14 protein-coding genes are annotated in these 22,205 nt (G+C 55.0%); 8 read left to right on the forward strand and 6 right to left on the reverse strand.

The features are described from left to right. Positions 1-266: 266 nt before the first annotated feature. On the reverse strand, positions 267-1,697 hold the full coding sequence (gene purB, locus RC85_RS18790; protein ID WP_235033314.1) for an adenylosuccinate lyase: 1,431 nt from the start codon (positions 1,695-1,697) through the stop codon (positions 267-269). Positions 1,698-1,905: 208 nt separating this feature from the next. On the opposite strand from purB, the gene RC85_RS18795 reads away from it, so the two are divergent. Further along, complete coding sequence (locus RC85_RS18795) at positions 1,906-3,999, forward strand: membrane or secreted protein (protein ID WP_149752801.1); 2,094 nt, start codon at positions 1,906-1,908, stop codon at positions 3,997-3,999. Between the two features lie 426 nt (positions 4,000-4,425). Here RC85_RS18795 and nirD read toward each other — a convergent pair whose 3' ends face one another. After that, entirely contained in the window at positions 4,426-4,737 is a 312-nt protein-coding gene (gene nirD, locus RC85_RS18800; RefSeq protein ID WP_068265654.1) for a nitrite reductase small subunit NirD, read from the reverse strand. 98 nt (positions 4,738-4,835) lie between these two features. On the opposite strand from nirD, the gene RC85_RS18805 reads away from it, so the two are divergent. The 4 genes from RC85_RS18805 to RC85_RS26970 all read left to right on the forward strand — a co-directional run bounded on the left by RC85_RS18805 (position 4,836) and on the right by RC85_RS26970 (position 16,162). After that, positions 4,836-6,671 carry a TIGR03960 family B12-binding radical SAM protein gene (locus RC85_RS18805; RefSeq protein WP_068265633.1) on the forward strand — a complete coding sequence of 612 codons (1,836 nt, stop codon included), beginning with the start codon at positions 4,836-4,838 and terminating at the stop codon, positions 6,669-6,671. A gap of 457 nt (positions 6,672-7,128) precedes the next feature. Continuing rightward, positions 7,129-12,387 carry a dockerin type I domain-containing protein gene (locus RC85_RS18810; protein WP_068265635.1) on the forward strand — a complete coding sequence of 1,753 codons (5,259 nt, stop codon included), beginning with the start codon at positions 7,129-7,131 and terminating at the stop codon, positions 12,385-12,387. Between the two features lie 554 nt (positions 12,388-12,941). Next, positions 12,942-13,571 carry a transposase gene (locus RC85_RS18815; protein WP_068265637.1) on the forward strand — a complete coding sequence of 210 codons (630 nt, stop codon included), beginning with the start codon at positions 12,942-12,944 and terminating at the stop codon, positions 13,569-13,571. 1,823 nt (positions 13,572-15,394) lie between these two features. Beyond that, positions 15,395-16,162 (forward strand): hypothetical protein, encoded by a 768-nt coding sequence (locus tag RC85_RS26970; protein WP_157593965.1) that lies wholly within the window; start codon positions 15,395-15,397, stop codon positions 16,160-16,162. A gap of 135 nt (positions 16,163-16,297) precedes the next feature. On the opposite strand, the gene RC85_RS18830 is transcribed toward RC85_RS26970, so the two are convergent. Continuing rightward, positions 16,298-17,215: a cation diffusion facilitator family transporter gene (locus tag RC85_RS18830; protein WP_160148142.1), complete on the reverse strand. Its 918-nt coding sequence runs from the start codon at positions 17,213-17,215 to the stop codon at positions 16,298-16,300. 207 nt (positions 17,216-17,422) lie between these two features. Here RC85_RS18830 and rpmE point away from each other — a divergent pair, with 207 nt between their 5' ends. From rpmE to prmC, 3 genes are all read left to right on the forward strand, one after another. After that, positions 17,423-17,659 (forward strand): 50S ribosomal protein L31, encoded by a 237-nt coding sequence (rpmE, locus tag RC85_RS18835; RefSeq protein ID WP_068265643.1) that lies wholly within the window; start codon positions 17,423-17,425, stop codon positions 17,657-17,659. 105 nt (positions 17,660-17,764) lie between these two features. After that, complete coding sequence (prfA, locus tag RC85_RS18840; RefSeq protein WP_068265645.1) at positions 17,765-18,847, forward strand: peptide chain release factor 1; 1,083 nt, start codon at positions 17,765-17,767, stop codon at positions 18,845-18,847. Positions 18,848-18,963: 116 nt separating this feature from the next. Beyond that, the gene (prmC, locus tag RC85_RS18845; RefSeq protein ID WP_068265648.1) at positions 18,964-19,845 is read left to right on the forward strand and encodes a peptide chain release factor N(5)-glutamine methyltransferase; all 882 of its coding nucleotides are present in this window, start codon (positions 18,964-18,966) and stop codon (positions 19,843-19,845) included. Positions 19,846-19,926: 81 nt separating this feature from the next. Here prmC and RC85_RS18850 read toward each other — a convergent pair whose 3' ends face one another. The 3 genes from RC85_RS18850 to RC85_RS18860 form a co-directional block, all read right to left on the reverse strand. Next, the gene (locus RC85_RS18850; RefSeq protein ID WP_068265650.1) at positions 19,927-20,532 is read right to left on the reverse strand and encodes a Uma2 family endonuclease; all 606 of its coding nucleotides are present in this window, start codon (positions 20,530-20,532) and stop codon (positions 19,927-19,929) included. A 73-nt stretch (positions 20,533-20,605) separates the two neighbouring features. Then, entirely contained in the window at positions 20,606-21,892 is a 1,287-nt protein-coding gene (gene purD / locus RC85_RS18855; RefSeq protein ID WP_068265652.1) for a phosphoribosylamine--glycine ligase, read from the reverse strand. Beyond that, a partial coding sequence (locus tag RC85_RS18860) for a hypothetical protein (protein WP_238383163.1) occupies positions 21,889-22,205 on the reverse strand: 317 nt, incomplete at its 5' end. The genes RC85_RS18860 and purD, both read right to left, overlap by 4 nt.

Consider the following 22,205-nt stretch of genomic DNA (forward strand, 5'->3'; position numbering starts at 1 on the left):
AGACATGGCCAGATTCCTTTCTGACTGAAGCGTTTCAGTTGGTGTGGGGGGAATCTGGCTTTTTTCATGTTCCCACGAAAATGAAAACCCCAATTTTTTCGGTGCCAAAATGCTTCATAGCGTTGCCATCCGGGGCTAAAGTAACTGCCATTGGGGCATCGCCGGGAAGGGGTTCTAAATTGTTTAGCCGCGTGGGCATCGCCTCGCGGGCTGGGGGCCAGCACGAGCGCGCGGGGCGATGCCCACGCGGCTAAACGATTGGCACCCTACAAGATTGATCCTGGACGATAGGCTGCGGCATCAGGGTGCTGATTCGTGATGGTTTCGATTCTGGACATCACTTTGCTGATCTGATTTTGTGAATTGCCGATGAACTCAATTGGTGCACCGATCGCTGATTGCAATTGGGACAAATCCATTGGTATTCGGTCGTCGCCCGCGAGTCGTTCGATGACATCGTTGTCATCACGGCCCTGTTCACGCATCGCCAGCGCTGCCGCGACGGCGTGTTCTTTGATCGCCTCGTGAGCCGTTTCGCGGCCGACGCCTTGCTTGACTGCGGCGACCAGGATCTTCGTCGTCGCTAAGAAAGGCAAGTAACGCGCAAGTTCACGATCGATCACGGCTGGGTAGGCACCGTAGTCCAACAATACCGTCAGCAATGTTTCGGTTTGCCCATCGAGTGCCAAGAACGAATCGGGCAGGGCGACACGCCGAACGACGCTGCAACTGACATCGCCTTCATTCCACTGGTCACCCATCAACCCACCGATCATCGACAGATAGCCGCGCAAGATCACGGCAAATCCGCCAATTCGCTCCGCTGATCTCGCATTCATTTTGTGTGGCATTGCCGACGACCCGACTTGTCCTGGTCGAAAACCTTCGGTCGCCAATTCGGCACCCGCCATCAACCGAAGTGTGCGTGCAAAGTTTGCCGGCGCGGACGACAACTGAGTCAAACAAGATACGACGTCAAAATCCAGCGATCGCGGGTACACCTGGCCGACCGAATCAAAGGTGCCCGTGAACCCGAGCCGACCCGCGACGCGATGATCGAGTTGGTCTAACTTTTCAGCATCGCCCTCGAACAAATCCAGCATGTCCTGTTGAGTTCCGACGGGGCCCTTAATTCCACGAAGCGGATAGCGCGCAATCAGCTCGTCGAGTCGTTGATAAGCCGACAATGCTTCTTCGGCGATGTTTGCGAATCGCTTGCCGACAGTCGTGATTTGCGCGGGCACGTTGTGGCTGCGGCCGGCGATGGCCAGTTGCGAAAACTCGGCCGCCCGCGCGCCCAGCAGCCCCAAGGTCGCGACCGTTCGGTCACGAACCAGACACAATGCCGATCGGACCTGCAACTGTTCGACGTTCTCGGTCAAATCACGCGACGTCATCCCCTTATGAATGTGCTCGTGTCCGGCCAGATCATTAAACTCTTCGATCCGAGCTTTCACGTCGTGACGCGTCACCCGCTCTCTAGCGTCGATGGAATCCAGATCGACCTGATCGACGACGGTTTGGTAGGCATCAATCACACCGTCTGGAATCGGCACGCCCAGGTCTGATTGAGACTGCATGACCGAGATCCAGAATTGACGTTCCAGGACAATTTTGTTTCGAGGCGACCAAATATCGGTCATTGCGGTGCTGGCGTAACGGCTGGCAAGAACATTCGGTATATCGTTGGCCGGCACTCGAAATTCTCCGAAATCGGGGGTGTTGGACGTGATTAAAGCTTCTGAGGCAGAGAATGTACCGTCTGAAACCGATTTTGCTTACCCAACCGGGATGCCGTTTCGGGCGGAAAACGGTTCCGGTACGATAGGGAACCAATCCGAGCCGATCTGACGGGATCGTTTCGCTGTCGGTTTGAACCATTTCATCGGAATTTGAATGATTTACGTGTCTAATTTGACTTCTTCGCGACTGCGAATTTTGATCCTCTCGCTCGCTGTTTGCAGCTTTGGTGGATTCAGCTTTGCCAACGCCCAGGATTCTGTGCCCTCAACCCCAGTCCAAAAACCGACTCGGCTGGGCGGTACCCAAAGTGATGCAGCAGACCAGGCCAGTACAGACCAAGCCAGTGCAGACCAGGCCAGTACAGACCAAGCCAGTGCAGACCAGGCCAGTGCAAAAGCTGCTCCCTACCAGGCGGCCATCAAACTGTTGCCCGATACCGTTGCCGGGCTGGTTCGTGTGCCTGATGTGCCAGCGTTCTGCGAGGCATTCAAGACAACCAACATTGGCCGCTTGCTAGAAGACCCCAGCATGCAGCCGTTCATTGAATCGCAACGCGAACGCGCGAAGAGCTATTTTGAATCTTTAAACAACAAAATCGGCGTCAAACTGGATGACATCTATCACATCAGTTCCGGTGAAGCCGTTTTGGCATGGTTGCGATTTGACAATGATCGTCGTCGCCCTTTTGCCGTCGTCGCAGTCGCGGACGTGCGAGGTCGTAAAAAAGAATCGCTCGACGCAATCGAAAAAATTGACGCTGACTTAAAAGCAGGTGGATGGAACCGAACCGACAAAACATTTCGTGACGAAACGATTCGCGTTTACAACATTAAACCGAAACCGGGCCAGTTGAAGGTCGAACAAATTGCGATCTGCCTGAACGACGTTCGCATCATCGCGTCGGATCGCGAATCGGTCGTGACTGATTTGCTGGATGCCGTTGCCGGCCAACCCAAAGGCCCATCGATTTCACAACTCGGCTTGTTCAAAACCGTGTTGACGCGATCGGCACGCGCCATTCGCCAACCCGCTACTGCCGATGGTGGCACGATTGCAATGGAATGGTTCGCGAGGCCGTTTCAAATGGGACGGATCGTTCGCGAATCCATCAACATCGATCGCGGAACGCAATTAGACATTCTGAAGTTACTCGAAGACCAAGGGTTTGACGCTGTCTTGGCGGCGGGCGGAATCGCTGTGATGGCTGGGAAAGAATTTGATCTGATCCACAAAGGTTTCGTCCTGGCTCCGCCCACGACGAACAAGCCGAGCAAGTACGAAAATGCAGCTCGTATGTTGCAATTCGATAACGAACCTCTCGCGACGATTCCTGATTGGATTGGTGACAATGTCGCATCGTTGACTCGGATTAACGTCAAGATCGAGGAAGCGTTTTGGGCGGCGGAGTCATTGGTCAACGACGCTTTGGACGATGAACTGTTTCGCGAAGTGATCGACGGAATTCGCGATGACGAAGACGGTCCGCAAATCGATATCGCCAACAATGTGTTGCCCAACTTAGACAATCGCATTCTGATGCTGACCGACAACACTCAACCGGTCCAGATTGATTCCGAACGATTACTCGTTGCGATTCGAATCAAGAATGGCACCGTGATTCGTGACTCGATCCGCAAAGCGATGGAAGCTGAACCGGATGCCAGTAAAATGGAAGGCCCAACCGGTGTCGAAATCTGGCGTGTCCAAAAGGGCGAAGCCGAAGACGATTTTGGTGCCGACCTGTTCGACGATTTTGAAGAAACCGATGAGGACGACGTCGATGCCGCACCACCGCTTTTGGACCACTGGGCAATCGCGTTGGTGCAACAAGGCCCCAGCTCCGACGCGCCTTATCTGATGTTTTCCAGCCATCCCGAATTGCTGGTCGAAACCGCCAAGCGAATTATGGAGGGCGCACCAGCGGGGCTGGCAAATGTTGCAAACGTGCAACGTGTCTTTGATTCGATGCAGGCGTTGGGAGCCGATTCAGTTGCTTACGATCGTATCGCACGAATGGAACTATCGCTGCGTGCAAAATATCAATTGCTACGCCGAGGCGAATTGAAGGATAGCGATTCAATCGTGGCGTCACTGATGCGACGCATCGTCGAAAAGCAAGATGATGGTCAACCCGATCCGCTCAACGCCAGAAAGCTGCCGCCCCTGAAGGACATCGAGCAGTACATGCCCGAATACGGAAGCTTCTTTGAGACCACCGAAGATGGTTGGGCGTTGACTGGATTCTTTTTGAAGTGACGGCATAGGAACTGTCCTGAAACAAGTTCCATATTTGCCGAAGTCTTTCGTAGCTGGGCCCGCCAGGGTTCAGTCGGGTACAGCTAGTAGTCCATGTCAGCTCAATTTTCGGGTAGCGGAACTCGCCAAGAGTTTCGGCTACGAGGGGGACGCCGAAAGTCTACGCGACTTCCGCTACCTCCTAACCGAAGATTGAGCTGACATGGAATACTATTAGTGAACTGAACCCTGGCGGGACCAGCTACGGGAAAACCGGGAAGTTATTTCGGGACAGGTTCCATAGGCGATCCTAGCCGCGGAGCAGTGAAAGCTCGGTGCCAGCGTTACCGGCCTGTCGATTGAATCGACATTCCAACGGTAATACTGAACCGCTGGCCGTAAAGCCTCGCGATGGCGTGGCAGGCCCGGCGTCGCTTTCGCTTCCCGCTATTCGATTGGCTTCACCATCACATGATCGTCTTCGACTTTGACCTCGAACGAATCCACCTTGATACTCGGGTTGTCTTCCCAGGTTCCGTCTTTGATGCAGAATCGCCAGGCATGCCAAGGACAGGTGACGCTGTTTTCTTCCACATGTCCTTCCGCAAGTGACGCCCCCATGTGGGGGCATAAGTCATCGATCGCATACCACTCGTCGCCTTTGCGAAAAACTGCGACCATGCGACCGGCAACTTCAAACGCCTGGCCTTGGTTATCCTCGAAATCGCTGACCTTCCCTACTACTTTAAAGTCGCTCACACCGGCTGCCTTTTGTTGATTTGTCTTGTGTTTGTCGCTCTGGATCGACACAATTTAACAAGACGACCAGATATCTGTACCGCACGGAATGAGAGAACATGATCAATCATCAGCGACGACAACTGCTGGAATCCAAAGTTTGGCCGCGTGTTCAAACTCCGGCACAATACGTTGGCGGCGAACGAAACATCGTCGTCAAAGACCACTCCCAAATGCGTGGCACTGTTTGCCTTGGGTTTCCCGATGCCTACACGATCGGGATGAGCCATCATGGGCTGCAGGTGCTGTACTCGATGATGAATCGGCGTCCCGATTGGGCGGCCGAGCGAGTGTTTTGTCCTTGGCCGGACATGGAAGAGCAGCTCCGCAAGCATGACATTCCGCTTTACGGATTAGAAACCTTCACGGCGCTTTCTGATTTTGACATTGTCGGTTTAAGTCTTCAATACGAAATCAGTTCGCCCAATGTGCTGACGATGATCGACCTGGGCGGCATCCCGCTGTACAGCATCGATCGAACGATGGCCGATCCGCTGATGCTGGCCGGCGGACCGTGTACTCAAAACCCCGAACCAATGGCAGACTATTTTGACGTCATGATCATCGGTGACGGCGAACCGGCGCTGCCAACGGTTTGCGATTTGTGGATCGAATTGAAAGAGCGTTACGCACGCGAAGACGGTTCATTCGCAAGCGGGGTCGAAGGCCAGAAACAACGCGAAGAAGCTCTCGCGGAAATCGCAATGAAGATGGATTGCGCCTATGTGCCAAGGTTCTACCAACCAGAATACAAAGACGGACGGATTGCCGCCATCAATCGAACTCGCGCCGATGTTCCCGAAACGATCGCCCCGAGCACGATCAGCGATCTGGATGCGATGCCACTACCCACTTCGCCGATCGTTCCCTACATCGAAACCGTTCACGACCGAATCGCGGTCGAAATCATGCGAGGCTGTCCGCACCTGTGCAGGTTCTGCCAAAGCACCGCCATCAAACGTCCGCTGCGAGTTCGCGAGGTCGAAACGATCGTCGATGCTGCGATCGAGAGTTACGAGAACACGGGCTACAACGAGATCAGCATTTTGTCTCTTTCCAGCAGCGACTACCCGCACTTTGAACCGCTGGTGATGCGATTGCATGAAGTGTTTCGCCCGCTAGGCGTCAACATCAGCGTGCCAAGTTTGCGAGTCAACGATCAACTGAAATCAGTGCCGATTTTGCTGGGAAGTGATCGTCGTCGCAGCATGACGCTGGCACCGGAAGTCGCACGTGATGACATGCGAGAGCAGATTCGCAAGAAGATCAAGAACAGCGATTTGATCGACGGTTGCCGTGTCGCATTCAACCATGGATTCGACAGCGTCAAGCTGTACTTCATGTGCGGACTGCCTGGCGAGCGTCCTGTCGACCTAGAAGGCATCGTTGAACTCGCCGAAGCGATCGCGACGGTGGGCAAAGAGGAAACAGGTCGTTACGCCAGAGTGACCGCCAGCGTGTCCAACTTTGTGCCCAAGTCGCACACACCGTATCAATGGAACGGGATGCAGCGGCGTGAATACTTCAAATGGGCGCACAGCTATATGCGAAGCCGATGTCGCATTCGCAGTGTGACCGTGAAGTGCCACGATATCGAAACCAGCCTGCTGGAAGGCGTGCTAAGTCGCGGCGACCGCCGTACCGGAAAAGCGATCGAAGCAGCTTGGCGAGCGGGCGCACGGATGGACGGATGGACCGAGTACATGGACCCTCAACGTTGGTGGGATGCCCTCGCCAGTGCCGAAATCGACATCGAAAAGACCGTCCACGACAAATACGAGATGATGGACAAATTGCCCTGGGACCACGTCAACGTCAAATTCGGCCGCCCGTACCTAGAAAAAGAGCAGGGCAGGGCGACGGTGCAATTGGCGGCCATGGCGGACGCGGAGTGACATTGCGACGAGAGATAACCACGGATGGCTTTCGCGGGACCACGGATGGGCATGCCCCTACGCGCCTCATCCGTGGTCCCGCGAAAGCCATCCGTGGTTATTTTTCTCCTTGCCCCGGTTTTGCCGGGGCGTGAGCCGATGCAACCGAGTGACTGCGACTATTGCGAAACTAACGGCGTGAACCGCAGAAATATTGTTGACTCGACCATCTCTAACGGGTCAATTGGCACAATCCAGGTAGCTGCCCCCCCAAGGTATCAGTTCACTGTTCAGGCCGTTAGCCGCCGGCGCTAGCCTCGGTTCCCTCGCGTCTCTCATTTCCTACGGAAAATCAAGGCTACCGCCAGCGTCAACAACGACAACTCATCAACGTTTCACCACCATGTCCCGCACACGATTCCGCTCCCACTCATGGCGCAAACGCCAACTGCGTACCCAACGTCTCGAACCCCGGCAAATGCTCGCCGCGGATCTATCGCTCGGCGCCGATCTCCCGACGGCCGATGTCGCGACATCCTTGGTCACCCAAGGCACCCAAGGGGCCAGCCACGTGTTTGCCGACACGGGGTCGCATCGTCATGGTATCAAGTTCGACCTGCGACTTAGCGGCGTCAATGCCGCTGGCGAAACGTTATTCACGACCCTGCTGGATCAGTCCGGTGAACCGGTCGCACCGGGTGATTCGTTGGATGATCCTGGTTACGGAACGTATCGCGTCGGCACCGATGGCGTCTTGACGTACGATCCGATCGCCAACCTTTACCAAGATCGATTTGCTGAGTTTCTCAACGACCCCAACCTGCCGGGCGTCGCTTATCTAAGTCGGCCTGCGCGAACCCTGGCGTTGGTTGCCCAATCGGATACTGGCTCGCTTGACGTTTTGGAGCGGCGACAGGCGACGCCTCGACTGAGCAATACCCAACCGGTCGCCCGCACCGACGCTTCATTTGCCAGCGACGACGCCTTGAACCTGTCCGCAATGGTTGTGACCGCCAAGGATTTAATCAGCGTCGAAATTGATGAATTTTTTGCGGATCCCGACGGTGACGAGATTCTGTTGACAGCCTTTCAAACAGATTCGACTAGCAACGATTTGGTTTTGACAGCGACGGACCGTGACCGACAACTGTTGATCGACGTGGTGGGCGATGAATTCGATCAAACGATGGTGTCCCTTCGCGTCGGTGATCACCCCGAAAGCACCACCGGTCGCGAAGTTCGTTTGCCACTTCGATCCGCTGACTCAGACCCATTGGCTGGACTGCAAAACCCAGGATTCCAACCACGAGGCATCACGGTGCTGCCGGCCGCTCATCGCCCAAACGCCCATCGCCCAGACTCCGATTCAGCCGGTGATCGACACCTTCGCAGCGATGACTTTGCCCGACGTTGGAACGATTGGCGAGTGTCCACCAATACGTATGCCCCCGGGCATGATCGCCAGTTGCGGTTTTCGGCCGGCGATGTATCAGTCGACTTGACCACGGGTTCGGCCACCGCCGGAATCTCACTACCGATCGGCGAAGTCTTTGACGATCTGGCGATTCCGCTGGGCGGTTTGGTTTACGACACTCAGCGCGTGATGACTCAAAGCCTGGCAAAGGTCATTGTCGACCGCCCCGAATCTGAGACTCGGCGTATCGCCAGCTTCAAGATCGATGTCACGTTGGAAGATCAATCACCAGCGTCCATCTCAACACGCTCTCACCGGATTACCGTCAGCGACGCTGACCGCACGGCGGATCGATATGAATTGACCGTCCCGGTGCTCGATCGCATGTCCAGACCGACTCGCAGCGGCGTGTTGAATTACACCGTCGCGGTCACACCCGAGTTTGAAACCGCTGAAATTGGCCAGCCAGACAATCCCTATGTCCTGCGAACCGCCGGCCGAGTCGTGGTGGTTGAGCAAAACAACAGCCCGTCAATCGAATTAACCCCAGACGCTTCGCAGTCGCACGTTTTGGAATTGGGAACAGGTTGGCAAATCGCTGGGTTACCTCAATTGATGGTGGATCCTATCGACACCACGTTAGGCGACGCTGTTGCAAACCCCGCATCCAATTCGGCATCACCCGATTCGGCCTATGTCATCATTCAAACGCCAGGTTCCGACCGGCTATCCGTATTTCGTGGGTCCGTTGGCGGGCCGCTTGCTGCGGCCGATGATCGCGGCGGTTCCTTCCAATCGGTGGACCTAGACTTCCTGGTCCAGGACATCGACGAATTTGGGACATTGGTCCAGACCCGGGGCAACGCGTTGGACTACACCACCGGCGATGGAACACGATACCGATTCGAGCGGTTTGACACGACCGATCCCAATATCGATGACGCCGACCCGCTATCGCAGTTTCGAGTCACGTCGATCTTGTCCCCCGACGGCAACGAAGTCCGTATCGGCTACCTCGATGATGTCGGAACCGCCACACCCAACGCCGGCACCCATGTTGACGCAGGCAACATTCCCAACGCGGGCTCCATTCGCATCGACACGATCAAACATTTCCGCGGCACGACGCGGTTGCCCGGTCAGGTCACCTTTCGCTACGACGCAGACCAACGCATCGTGCGGATAGACTTGTCCGACGGTCGCCGCATCTCGCTCGATTACGCGGAAGGCTTGCTGAACACAGTGACGCAAACGGTCGCAGACCAAACGATCAGTCAAGCGTTCTCTTACTCGGCAGTCGCAGCCGCACCCGATCAAACGTCGGTGCCAATGCTGGTCCAATTGATCCATCGCTCGGATGACGAAATTGACCAACAAACCAGTTGGACCTTTGATGGCGACGGAGTGAGCGTCATTACCGAAGGTGCCGACGTCGCGGCCACCACGACGACGCCCGCCCAAAGTGCGACCGTTCACGAACTGCGAACCGCATGGAACCATCGTTTCACCGCGCGCGGCATCTCGAATCCGCCCACCGATCAAATGCTGCCCGGCGATGCTCAGCACTTGGCCCAGGCTGTCACCCAAGTTTCGACGCGCACTTCGGCCGGCGACTTACAACAACTGGTAGCCGACAATGTTGCAACCCAAGGCTTAAAACCCCAGGACCGGTTCGGCGATCACGTCACCGCTTATGCCCTAGATCGCCGCGGCAACGTCGTCGTCCAAGACCGCTTGTTCGATCCGGCTGGTGGTGGCACCGCCGATCAGGTCTTGGTCTCGCGGACCCCAGTCAACTTCGACGCGCTCGACAACCCGGTCCGCATGGTCGATACGCTGGGGCGTCAGGTCACGATCGCCTACGACTACACCTATCCGGTCGGTGCCAATATCGGTGGGCTGGTTTGGAACCGTGGCCCCGTGCGTCAAATGCCGTTTCTGGCCAACAGCCCATCGGGGATCGAAATCACTCGCCGCGAAGGAACCCGTTTGGCGGTGGCCGGGCGGATCACTGAAACAGTCGATACGCTGGGACGTCGCAGCTCCTACACCTATGACGACGCCGGGCGTCCGCTATTGTCGATTGACCATCGCACGGTCGATGGAGTGGACGCGGACGTGGTGACATCGCGAACGTATGACGACCAGGGCCGTTTGGACCTGTCGATCAATCCGCAAGGTGCCACGGTCGACGTGATCGATTATGCCCCCAATCGTCCGCGGCTTCCCCGCACCGTCCGCGTCACCGAACCGGAAATCGCCGGCGGCGCGGTGCTGGGTGGATCGGACCGGCGAGTCTGGGAGACGGTCACGACCTACGACCATCGCGGCTACGTTGACACGATCACCACGATCGAAAACGGAACCGTCGTGACGACGGAAACCCAAACCCATGACGATCGCGGACGATTGATTTTCCGGCAGGTTCAGAACGCGGCCACCGGCGTGGCCCAGCAAACAATGCACGCCTACGATTCGCTGGACCGGGAAATCGCCGTCATCGACCCACACAACACGCTGACCACCACCGACTACGACACGGCGGGCCGAGTGATCCAGACAATGGAGCTAACCGGAATGACCATGACCGGCCCCGGCACGGCCAGCACGGATGCTCTGCCACAAACGACCACGACGACCTACTACGCCGACGGAACCGTTCGACAACGTCAAAGGTCCGACGGTACCAACACACGGCATTACTACGACCCGGCGGCTGTCCTGACCGCTGACGACAAAGCTGCCTCTCCATCAACCTCCGTTGCCACCCAGCGGTACGGGGTTCAGTATTGGCAGGTCACGGGGTTATCCGATTCAATCAGTCAAACTCACCCATCCAACGAAGCGGGCAGTGTAAACGAAGAGACGCCGATCGCCTTGAATCAGATCACCGAAAGCCAGATCATCGCCAGCCGGGTCGATGAATTCGGTCGCAAACTGACGCAGCGAAATCTGACCAGCGGACAATCCACTTCGCTGGCTTATCCCTACCGGTTCAATGACATTCCCGTCATCTCGCAAACACCGCCCGACGACGCTTGGCTTGCCAGTTTGATCGATGACGAAGCGGCGCAAACGCAGCACGCTTTGTCGGAACTGCCGAATTTCGTTCCACAGAATGCGACACCCGTCCTCGGGCCGTTGCAACCTTGGGACGCCGAAGCAATCGAAGCTACTGATCATTACTTTCGTCAGGAAATCCCATCGCCACCGTTGCGTTTTGCTGCGGTGGAAGCCGAGTCGGACAACACCGCTGCGGCGGAGGCGGAAGAATTATCGTTCAACCCCTTCACCAACTTCTTCAATACCTTCGACGTCAATAACGACGGCCAGGCAACAGCCCTTGATGCCTTGCAGATCATTAATTGGATTAGCCGTAACCCTGACAATAAAGTGCCTGGCGAAGATCAGGACACACCGCCTTTCCTTGATGTCAGCGGTGATGGAACGATCACCGCACTCGATGCGCTGCGTGTGATCAACGAACTCGCGCGTACCAGCAACGGGAACACGTTTCAACTGACTTCGCCGGGTGAAATCTTTCGCTTTACTGGCTCGGAGATCTCGTGGGAGCAGCCTTATGGCGATGACGTCAGCTATCGTCTGCGAATCCGCAGCGAGGCCGGCTGTCGTGGCGACTTTGTTTACGAGGCCGTCTCCAATGATGCCGCCAACTCGGCGCCGATCGACTCATCGATCGGGACGGGCTCGTTCTACGCCTGCTTGTCTCTGACCACACCGGACGGCATTGTTCGCGAGCCCGCCAATAATGGCATCGCCTTTGAAGTCAGTGGAATTCATCGGGTGTTTATCACAGGTACCGCAATGACCATCACAACCGGGCAAGGGCAGATTTCCGGGAGCTTCGGTAATATTGCAGGAGCTGATTTTAACTGCAATGATCAGGCCTTTGGAGCCGGATTGATTCCTGACTGGGACTTTAGCTCAGTGATCTACAAGGCAGTGATCTCGGACTCCACCGAGAGCGCCTACGATCGTCTCGATATTCAAGGCGGACTATTCAATATGCAAGACGAGCGTTTGGCTGTCAGTAAAGATGACTTCTTTGATGGCGAGATCGAAACAGCGATTGTTTATACCGCCGATGGACTCGAGATTCCTCTTGAGCGTTTTTGGCATGGCAGTACGATCGATGGAAAAGCGGTTTCTGAGAACTGTAATGACTGGAGTCCAGACGGCGGCAGTTCAATTGTTGGAGCTACCAAAAGCGTATCTTGGTTCCTGGGTTCGGGCGGCGGCGACTGCAATAATTCCGGCGAAGCGCTGGTCTGCGTCAGCCCCTTGATGCCACCGCTTGACTAAGCGTCGCTCGACTAAGACGCAAGGCGTAGGGGAATTTCCAGGACTCGATGGAGAAAGAAAAGGCACGCGGACCGTTTTGATTGTTTTGGTGACGCAACGTTGGAGTCTAGGCTTTAGCCGATTTCCCACATGCAACGTTGGAGTCTAGGCTTTAGCCGATTTCCCACATGCAACGTTGGAGTCTAGGCTTTAGCCGATTTCCCACATGCAACGTTGGAGTCTAGGCTTTAGCCGATTTCCCTACATGCAACGTTGGAGTCTAGGCTTTAGCCGATTCCTCACAGAAAAGGCACCCAGACGCCCCCCAATTGTTTCGGCACAGGATGGGATTTGATCGTAGGTCGGCTAAAGCCTAGACTCCAACGTTGGAGTCTAGGCTTTAGCCGATTTCCCACATGCAACGTTGGAGTCTAGGCTTTAGCCGATTCCTCACAGAATAGGCACCCAGGCGCCCCCCAATTGTTTCGGCACAGGATGGGATTTGATCGTAGGTCGGCTAAAGCCTAGACTCCAACGGTGGCCGATGTCTTACTTGCTTTGCGAGGCTTGTCGCGATGACTCAGGATCCATCAACGATGTATCGGTGGCGGCAGTTGACTGACCGGCAACGCGAACAGGTGTTGACCGAAAGGCGTCAATACAATCGACCTCCGCATAGCGTGCCTCATATCGAAAGTGACACGACCACCTACTACATGATCACGGCGGCCTGCTTCGAGCATCGTCATCTTATCGGTAAATCACCCGAGCGGATGAGCGCGTTTGAACGAGACTTGACGGCACTGCTTCACGAATCGTGTAACCAAGTGTTTGCCTGGACCATTCTGCCGAATCATTACCACTGTCTGGTGGATGCACCGGATGTGAGCGCACTGCTCAAATCACTTGGTCAGCTTCATGGTCGCAGTTCTTTCTACTGGAACGGCGAAGACAACTCGCGTGGTCGTCAGGTGTGGTGCAACGCTGCGGAAACGGTGATGAAGTCCGAACGGCATTTCTATGCCACGATCAATTACGTTTTGCACAACGCGGTCAAGCATGGCTACGTCCAAAAATGGACGCAATGGCCCTACTGCAACGCAAACGAATACTTGGAATCCACCGGGCCAGAAAAGGCACTGCACCTTTGGAAATCGTATCCAATCAGTGACTACGGAAACAACTGGGACCCCGCAGAACTCTAACGCAAGTTGGAGTCTAGGCCTTCGCCGATTCAACCGTTGGAGTCTAGGCTTTAGCCGATCGGGGCGTTGGATTCTCGTCGCGCTCAAGCGGCTAAAGCCTGAACTCCAACGCACAAACAAATGGGTCAGACCTCTTTGATTGGTCGTCGGTCGGGTAACTGTTTAGTTCGATGACGCACATGATCGTTTGCTCGTGGCAGTAGCCGACGGACCGCCATGTAAAACAAAGAGGTTTGACCATTTGTTTTGTCGACAAATACGAGATGATGGACAAATTGCCCTGGGACCACGTCAACGTCAAATTCGGCCGCCCGTACCTAGAAAAAGAGCAGGGCAGGGCGACGGTGCAATTGGCGGCCATGGCGGACGCGGATTGATCATTTGATTGGCCCACGGATGGCTTTCGCAGACCCACGGATTTTGTGGGTAATAAAGCGTGCATAAAAATCCGTGGGTCTGCGAAAGCCATCCGTGGGCTTTTTGCTCCTTGCCCCGGTCTTCGGTCTTCCCCGCCCGTGAGCCGATGCAACCGTGTGAATGCGACTATTGCGAAACGAACGGCGTAACTGTTTAGTTCGATGATGCACATGATCGTTTGCTCGTGGCAGTAGTCGGCGGACCGCTATGTAAAACAAAGAGGTTTGACCATTTGTTTTGTCGACAAATACGAGATGATGGACAAATTGCCCTGGGACCACGTCAACGTCAAATTCGGACGCCCGTACCTGGAAAAAGAGCAGGGCAGGGCGACGGTGCAGTTGGCGGCGATGGCGGACGCGGATTGATCATTTGATTGGCCCACGGATGGCTTTCGCAGACCCACGGATTTTGTGGGTAATTAACGTGCATAAAAATCCGTGGGTCTGCGAAAGCCATCCGTGGGCTTTTTGCTCCTTACCCCGGTCTTCGGTCTTCGGTCTTCCCAGCTCGTGAGCCGATGCAACCGTGTGAATGCGACTATTGCGAAGCGAACGGCGTAACTGTTTAGTTCGATGATGCACATGATCGTTTGCTCGTGGCAGTAGTCGACGGACCGCTATGTAAAACAAAGAGATTTGACCATTTGTTTTGTCGACAAATACGAGATGATGGACAAATTGCCCTGGGACCACGTCAACGTCAAATTCGGACGCCCGTACCTGGATAAAGAGCAGGGCAGGGCGACGGTGCAGTTGGCGGCGATGGCGGATGCGGCCTGAGATTAACGATTTCACCACAGATGGCTTTCGCGCGGACCTCGGATGAGGCGCGTAGGGGCATGCTCATCCGTGGGTCTGCGAAAGCCATCCGTGGTTAAAAATTCTTCCTTGCATCAGTCTTCCCAGCCTGTGTATTATTGAGAAATGAAATTACCCGCTCCGAAACGCCTGATCATCTCCTTGCCCGCGCTAGTCGCTGGGTTGATGATCGTGTTTTGGCCGGTTGCTGCTAGTGCTGCGTGCTGCTGCAAGCACGATGAAGTAACAAAGGAATTGACGGTTCCGGCGTGCCAACATTGTTGCCATGTGGTACCGGATCAAAAAAGCGAACCGTTGCAACCTTGCGAGTGTGGCATTGGTTGTCACAGCAATTTTGCGGCTGTGCTGCCATCCGTTTCTCAGGTTAGCGACGAGATTCTTTCGACGCTTTTGCCGCAAGAGGATTGGTTACAGTTTGCTGGTGGAACGCCTCTGTTGTCCCAGTTCGTGGACACCGGTCCTCCTCGTTTCCTTTTACCGCAGGCTCGCTGCGCCCAGATTTGCTGTTGGTTGAAATAGGAAGTCAGTGGTTACCACGACTTTTTGATTTAACACCAGTTTAAGAATCTGTAAGAGGAAATACCTATGTTTAGAATGTTACTTGTCGCCTACGTGGCGATCCCGTTTTTGGCTGCCGCAACGTTTACCGCTTCGCCTGCCCTTAGTGGTGGCGCGTCATCTTGCCCCTGTGGCCAATGCGAAGCAGGTTGTGGATGCTGCGACGGCGACACATGCACCTGCACCGATTGCGAGTGCGAAGCTTGCGGCTGCAACGGTTCAACTTCGTTGACTTCACTAACCGCCGAAGGCGAGAAGTCATCGTGCTGTTCGGCTGGAGCTTGCTCAGCATCAATGGCAATGGTTTCGACAACCGAATGCGAAAAGTCTTGCTGCGCAAAAGATGTCAGCGGCGAAGACAGCGGAACGCTTGTTTCGTCAAAAGCTGATTGCAAGTGTGCTGACTGTCCGGACGAGTGCAAAGGTTGCGAAGATTGCACCGAAGGCAAATGCGTTTGCACTGAATGTGCTGACGACAAGAAGTCTTGCTGCGCAAAAGATGTCAGCAGCGAAGACAGCGGAACGCTTGTTTCGTCGCAAAATGATTGCAAGTGTGCTGACTGTCCAGACGAGTGCAAAGGTTGCGAAGATTGCACCGAAGGCAAATGCGTTTGCACTGAATGTGCTGACGACAAGAAGTCTTGCTGCGCAAAAGATGTCAGCAGCGAAGACAGCGGAACGCTTGTTTCGTCGAAAGCTGATTGCAAGTGTGCTGACTGTCCGGACGATTGCAAAGGTTGCGAAGACTGCACCGAAGGCAAATGCGTTTGCACTGAATGTGCTGACGACAAGTAGTCAGCGTCACGGTTGAATTTTGAACTTGAATCCTCGCCCGCGGCATTGTTCGTGGGCGAGGATTTTTTGTGCCTGTTGTTACCACACATGCGGTGCGAGCAAGGGATCCCGGAAATCCCTTGCTAACGCCGCAGGTTAGGGTTCAAACGGTTCAATGTGAACGTGTACATCTCGCACTCTTGGCATCTCAGCCAACAGCCGGTCTTTGACTTTGTGGCCGATGCGATGCCCCGTTGAAACGCTTAGATTTCCGTCGATTTGAATATGAATTTCGGCGAAGTATTCGAGGCCGCTTTTCCTGATACGCAGCTTTTCGACGTCCTGAACTTGATCAACACTGCCAGCAATCTGGCGAGCCAAGTTGACCATTTCGGAATCGGCTTGTTGGTCCATCAATTCGCGAGCGGCGTGTGAAAAAATACGCACGCCGGTGAATACCAACACGCCGCAAACACAAATCGCGGCAATTGGATCTACCCAGGGTGCCAGTGGTCCAAGCAAAGGAGCGGACAATAACGAAACCGCCACCAGTCCTGAGCCGATCGCATCGCTGCGGTGGTCCCATGCGGCAGCTTTCAGCGCCGTCGAATCAAGTTTGCCGGCGACTCGGCGGGTGTATCGGTAAATGATTTCTTTGGTGATCCCACACACTGCCGCGATGACGCCAGCGATTTTGCCGGGGACTTCCAGGTCTTCGCCGAACCGCTTGAACGTTTCAATCGCCAGAATTCCGGCACTAAACGCGACCAACAGTGCAACGCAAAGCCCTGCAATCGATTCCGCCTTGGTGTGGCCGTAGGGATGGTCTTCATCCTCTTCGATTTGGGCGACTCCCAAGGCTCCGCGAACCGCCAAAGCACTGGCAACATCGCCGACTGAATTTACGGCGTCGGCGATCAATGCGGATGACCCTGTCACGATTCCGCCAGCCAATTTGGCCACCATTAGCACCAAATTGACTCCCAGTCCCCAGACTGCCGCCCGACTGGCATCGACGTAAACACGCTGCCGATGGTCGATGGACGCTTGGTCGCGGGACTTTGTTTTTGACAAGGAATTCTGTAATTGACGAGGAAATTGGGGGCGTCCCTTGTGGAAAAGGGGCATTTGACCGTACACTTCGGCCCCCCGCGAGTGCAAGTTGACGCTTTGACGGGTGTGTCCCTAAGCGGTTTCTGTACAGTGTCACGACGCAGTTCCTAAGCGAATTGCCTGACAACGCCAGCCTCCGCGAAATTTTAATGAAGTGAGAATTGTGCCATGAAAGAAGGCATCCATCCGAAGTATCAAGAGACAGCCGTGACCTGCGGTTGTGGAAACACGTTCACCACCCGCAGCATCAAAGAAGAGCTGCGGATCGATATCTGTAGCGAATGTCATCCGTTCTATACGGGCAAATTGAAATTTGTTGACACCGCGGGCCGAATCGATAAGTTCCAGAAGAAGTTCGCAGCCGGTACCTACGGGTCACTCGCAGCGAAGAAAAAGAAGAAGTAGCTTTTTAAGCGACAAATTTTCGAGCAGCCGCACGGTTCATTTAGAAAGAATCGATGCGGCTGTTTTCGTGAACCCGATCAGCCCAACTCCAAACAAAGCCGACTTATGAGCGGAACGATCCGCGACACGCTTGAAGAAAAATTTTCTCGCTTCAAGCAACTCGAAGCCGATATGTCGAATCCCGAAATCGCTGCCGACGGCGAGCGGATGAGTGCGACCGCGCGCGAACATGGTGGCCTGGCCAAAGTCGCTACCAAGTATCGCGAATTCAAACGGATGACTGACGAGATCACTCAGTGCAAAGAGATGGCTGAGGCAGCCGAAGATTCGGATGAAAAGGAAATGGTTCAAGCGGAAATGGAATCGTTAAAGGCGGCTCGCGAAGAGATCTGGGAAGAGCTGCTTGGGCTGACCGTTGGCGGCGAAGATTCACACCGAACTCGATGCGTGATGGAAATTCGCGCCGGTGCCGGTGGCGATGAAGCCGCATTGTTCGCTCGCGATTTGTACGAGATGTATCGCCGCTATGCCGAAACAAGAAGCTGGAAGATTGAACTGATGGACGCCAGCCCAACCGAAATGGGCGGCTTCAAAGAAATCACGCTGACGTTCGAGGGCGAAAGTGTGTTCCGCGACTTGCAGTACGAATCCGGCGGACACCGTGTGCAGCGAGTTCCTGAAACAGAAACGCAGGGCCGAGTTCACACTTCCGCCGCTACCGTCGCCGTGATGCCGGAACCCGAAGACATCGAAATCACACTGAAACCCGACGACTACCGAAAGGATTTCTTTGGTGCATCCGGCCCAGGTGGACAGCACGTCAACAAAACTGATTCAGCGGTCCGTTTGACTCACCACGAAACTGGAATTGTGGTTCAGTGCCAAGATGAAAAGAGTCAGCATAAAAACTTGGCAAAAGCGCTGAGAGTTCTGAAGGCGCGGATCTATGAAAAGACGCGAGAAGAGGAAGCGGCCAAGCAAGCTGAAACCCGCAAAGGTCTGATCGGATCCGGGGACCGCAGCCAACGTATTCGGACGTACAACTTTCCCCAAAACCGTCTGACTGATCACCGCATCAACTTGACGCTCTACAAGTTGGATCAAATCATGAACGGTGACGTTGATCCGGTGACGACCGCGTTGATTGAATACGACCGTGATCAACTTCGTGGCGACATGATTGATTAGTTCTCTGTTTATTTTTTTGTAGGCCGTGTGGAGCTTGGCGACACACGGCGTTCACCTTCATGCCGTGTGTCGCCAAGCTCCACTCGGCCTACGCTTTCATCTCATTAGACCGCATCATGTCAGACACTCAGCAAGAACCATGGACGGTCATGCGGTTACTGGAATGGACAACGGGCTTCTTTAAACGCAAGGGCAGCGATTCGCCGCGTTTGGATGCCGAAGTCCTGCTGGCTCACGCACGCGGGTGCGAGCGGATCGAGTTGTACACGGCCTTTGGCGAAGAACCTGACGATGAACAACGAGTCGCGTTTCGCGAAATGGTGCGTCGTCGTGGCGAGGGCACGCCGGTGGCGCAACTGGTCGGATACCGCGAATTTTATTCGATGAAGTTTCGTGTTAATGAACATGTCCTGATTCCTCGGCCGGAAACCGAACACTTGGTCATCGAGGCACTCGATGTTGCCAACGCATCCGAGATCAAGGATCGGCCGCTGCAAATTGCGGACATCGGAACCGGCAGCGGAGTGATTGCGGTGACGCTTGCCAAGCACTTGCCGGAAGCTGAGTTGGTGGCGGTTGATCAGAGCGAACATGCACTCGAAATCGCCAAATGGAATGCCGATAAGCACGAAGTCAGTGATCGCATTGCATTCCAACAATCAGATCTTCTGTCGGCCGTTGAGAGCCCAAAGCAGTTTGACGTGATCTGCACCAACCCGCCCTACGTCACCGATGCAGAATACGAAGACTTGTCACCATCGGTGAAAGACTTCGAGCCCAAGGAAGCGCTGGTATCTGGCCCCAACGGTGCCGAGATCATCGAGCGAATCATCGAGGAATCTGAAGAGCGATTGGCCGAAGGCGGACGTTTGATTATCGAACTAAGTCCGATGATCGCCGACGCATGCCAGGCAATCGCAAAACAGGCAGACTTCGTGGAATCGCGATTCATCAAAGACCTGCAAGGCCATCGGCGGATTCTGTCGCTAAGGAAGTAAAACGTAGGCCGTAGCGAGCCATAGCGAGTTACGGCAAGTTGCGCAACGCCGTAACTCGCTATGGCTCGCTACGGCCTACTTTCAAGTGTCGAAGCTATCTTCATCTGCTTCGCTGTTATCAGTGAAAACGACATTCTGATAGACGTCGCCCAATCGCAATTCACTATCGATTTCGGGCAGCGGAATTACCGCATCTAGGCCAAGATAGACTTCGCGATCAAAACCACTGTCCGCGCGCCGGTACACCTGCGCCGCTGCGTTGGCTTGCTCAATCAGCACGTAGACACACAGCGAATCGATCGACAGGTAGGCATCGCGTTTTTCGTGTTCGTCCGTTCGCCGCGTCGATTCAGAAATGACTTCGATCACGACGACGGGATGATCGTGAAACGAATCAGCGTCGCTGTTGGGATCGCAAACCACCGTGACGTCGGGATAGTAGAATCGCGTGCCAGCACTTTGGCGAACCCGAACCTTGGTATCGGAATTGAAGGCTTCGCACTTCTCGCCTACAAGCTGGCCTCCGAGCGAGACAATTGCATTTGACGCGATGCGATTGTGCCGGTTGCTGCCTCCCGCCATGGCGTAGACCACGCCATACACGTATTCATGCTTGCGTTTTGCGCTCCGTTCACCAACAAGGTAGTCGCTAACGGAAATCGGCTCGAATTGGGCTGCAGTGCTCATGGTTCTAGGATACGTGCAGCGAGTTCCCACGGCAAGCGATTATGGCAAAGATCGACTCGCGCGAATTTGCAAATCACCTTGCTTTGTCGCTGATATCTTTCCGGCACCAGGCACCTTGCCAGCGGATTTCTTTCACGGCTTTGTAGGCTTGCAGTTTGGCTAGATTGATGTTGTCGCCCATCGCCGTAACGCCTAGCACTCGGCCGCCGTCGTTGACCACTTTGCCACCATCCATCGTGGTACCGGCGTGGAATACCTTGACGTCTTCGATCGCATCGGCGGCTTCGAGTCCCGTGATGACTCGGCCTTTTTCGTAAGACGCCGGATAGCCTTCGCTGGCCATCACCACGCAAAGGCTGGGACGGTCGTCCCATTCTAGCGGTTCCAATTCGGAGAGTTTTCCGTTCGCGGCGGCTTCGAGAATATCGAACAGGTCCGTTTTCAATCGCATCAGCAGCGGTTGGCATTCGGGGTCGCCAAAACGAACGTTGAACTCCAACACTTTGGGGCCGGCGGGAGTCAGCATCAGGCCGGCGTACAGCACTCCCTTAAACGGCTTACGAGCCCGCTTCATGGCATGAACGATCGGCACTAGCACTTCCTCTTCGACTTTTTGCATCATTTCTTCATCGACGATCGGCGTTGGGCAGTACGCTCCCATGCCGCCGGTGTTGGGGCCTTTGTCACCATCGTAGGCCGGTTTGTGATCTTGGGCGGCGGGCAGAGTGACGATTGTTTCGCCGTCGGTGATCGCCAATACGCTGGCCTCTTGGCCGATCAGTTTCTCTTCGATGATCAATTCGTTGCCCGCGTCACCAAATTCACGGTCGCCGCAAATCCGTTCGATCGCGTCGAGAGCTTCTTCGCGAGAATCACAAACGATGACACCTTTGCCCGCGGCCAGGCCATCGGCTTTGACGACCACTGGGACGGGTTCGCTTGGTTCAGGATATCGGTCTTTGATGTAGCGACTGGCATCTTCGCCGCGGCGGAAAGCTTGGAAGCCGGCGGTCGGAATGTTGGCAGTGTGCAGCAAGTTTTTGCAGAATACTTTGCTGCCTTCCAATTCAGCGGCTTCGGCGGAAGGACCGAACGTCAGGATTCCGGCTTCTTCCAAATCATCGACCAAGCCATCAACCAGCGGTGCTTCGGGGCCGACGACGACCAGATCAATCTGGTTGGACTTTGCGAACGCGATGATCGCGGGCTTATCGGTCGCGGCGATGTCAACGTTGGTGGCATCGATCGCGGTTCCAGCGTTCCCCGGCGCGACGAACACCTGCTGCACTCGCGGCGAAAGACCGATTTTCCAGGCCAACGCGTGTTCGCGTCCACCACCGCCCACGACCAAAACTTTCATCTTTTTCGCACCCTAATATCGCTGTTTTTTTCTCTTTGAATCAAGCAATGTAAGGCGTTTGGTGGGAAGCCCATAGTAGGCCGCAAGCCGTCTGGAAAGCGAGCGAGGATGTAGACATCCAAATCGGCAGGTTTTTGTGGGCCGTAGCGAGTGACGGCATTTTTCGGCGGCACTGCCTGGGCTGATGAAAATGTTTGCGTGGAGGGAAACTGGACGACTTTGGGGGTTTGTGGCTGACCGGCCTCGGTGTTGATTGCAAATTGCAAAATGAACACTGAAAAACGTAAATTGACCAGCAAATACAGCTTCCCAA

The sequence above is a fragment of the Rubripirellula obstinata genome, assembly GCF_001642955.1.
GTDB lineage: Bacteria > Planctomycetota > Planctomycetia > Pirellulales > Pirellulaceae > Rubripirellula > Rubripirellula obstinata.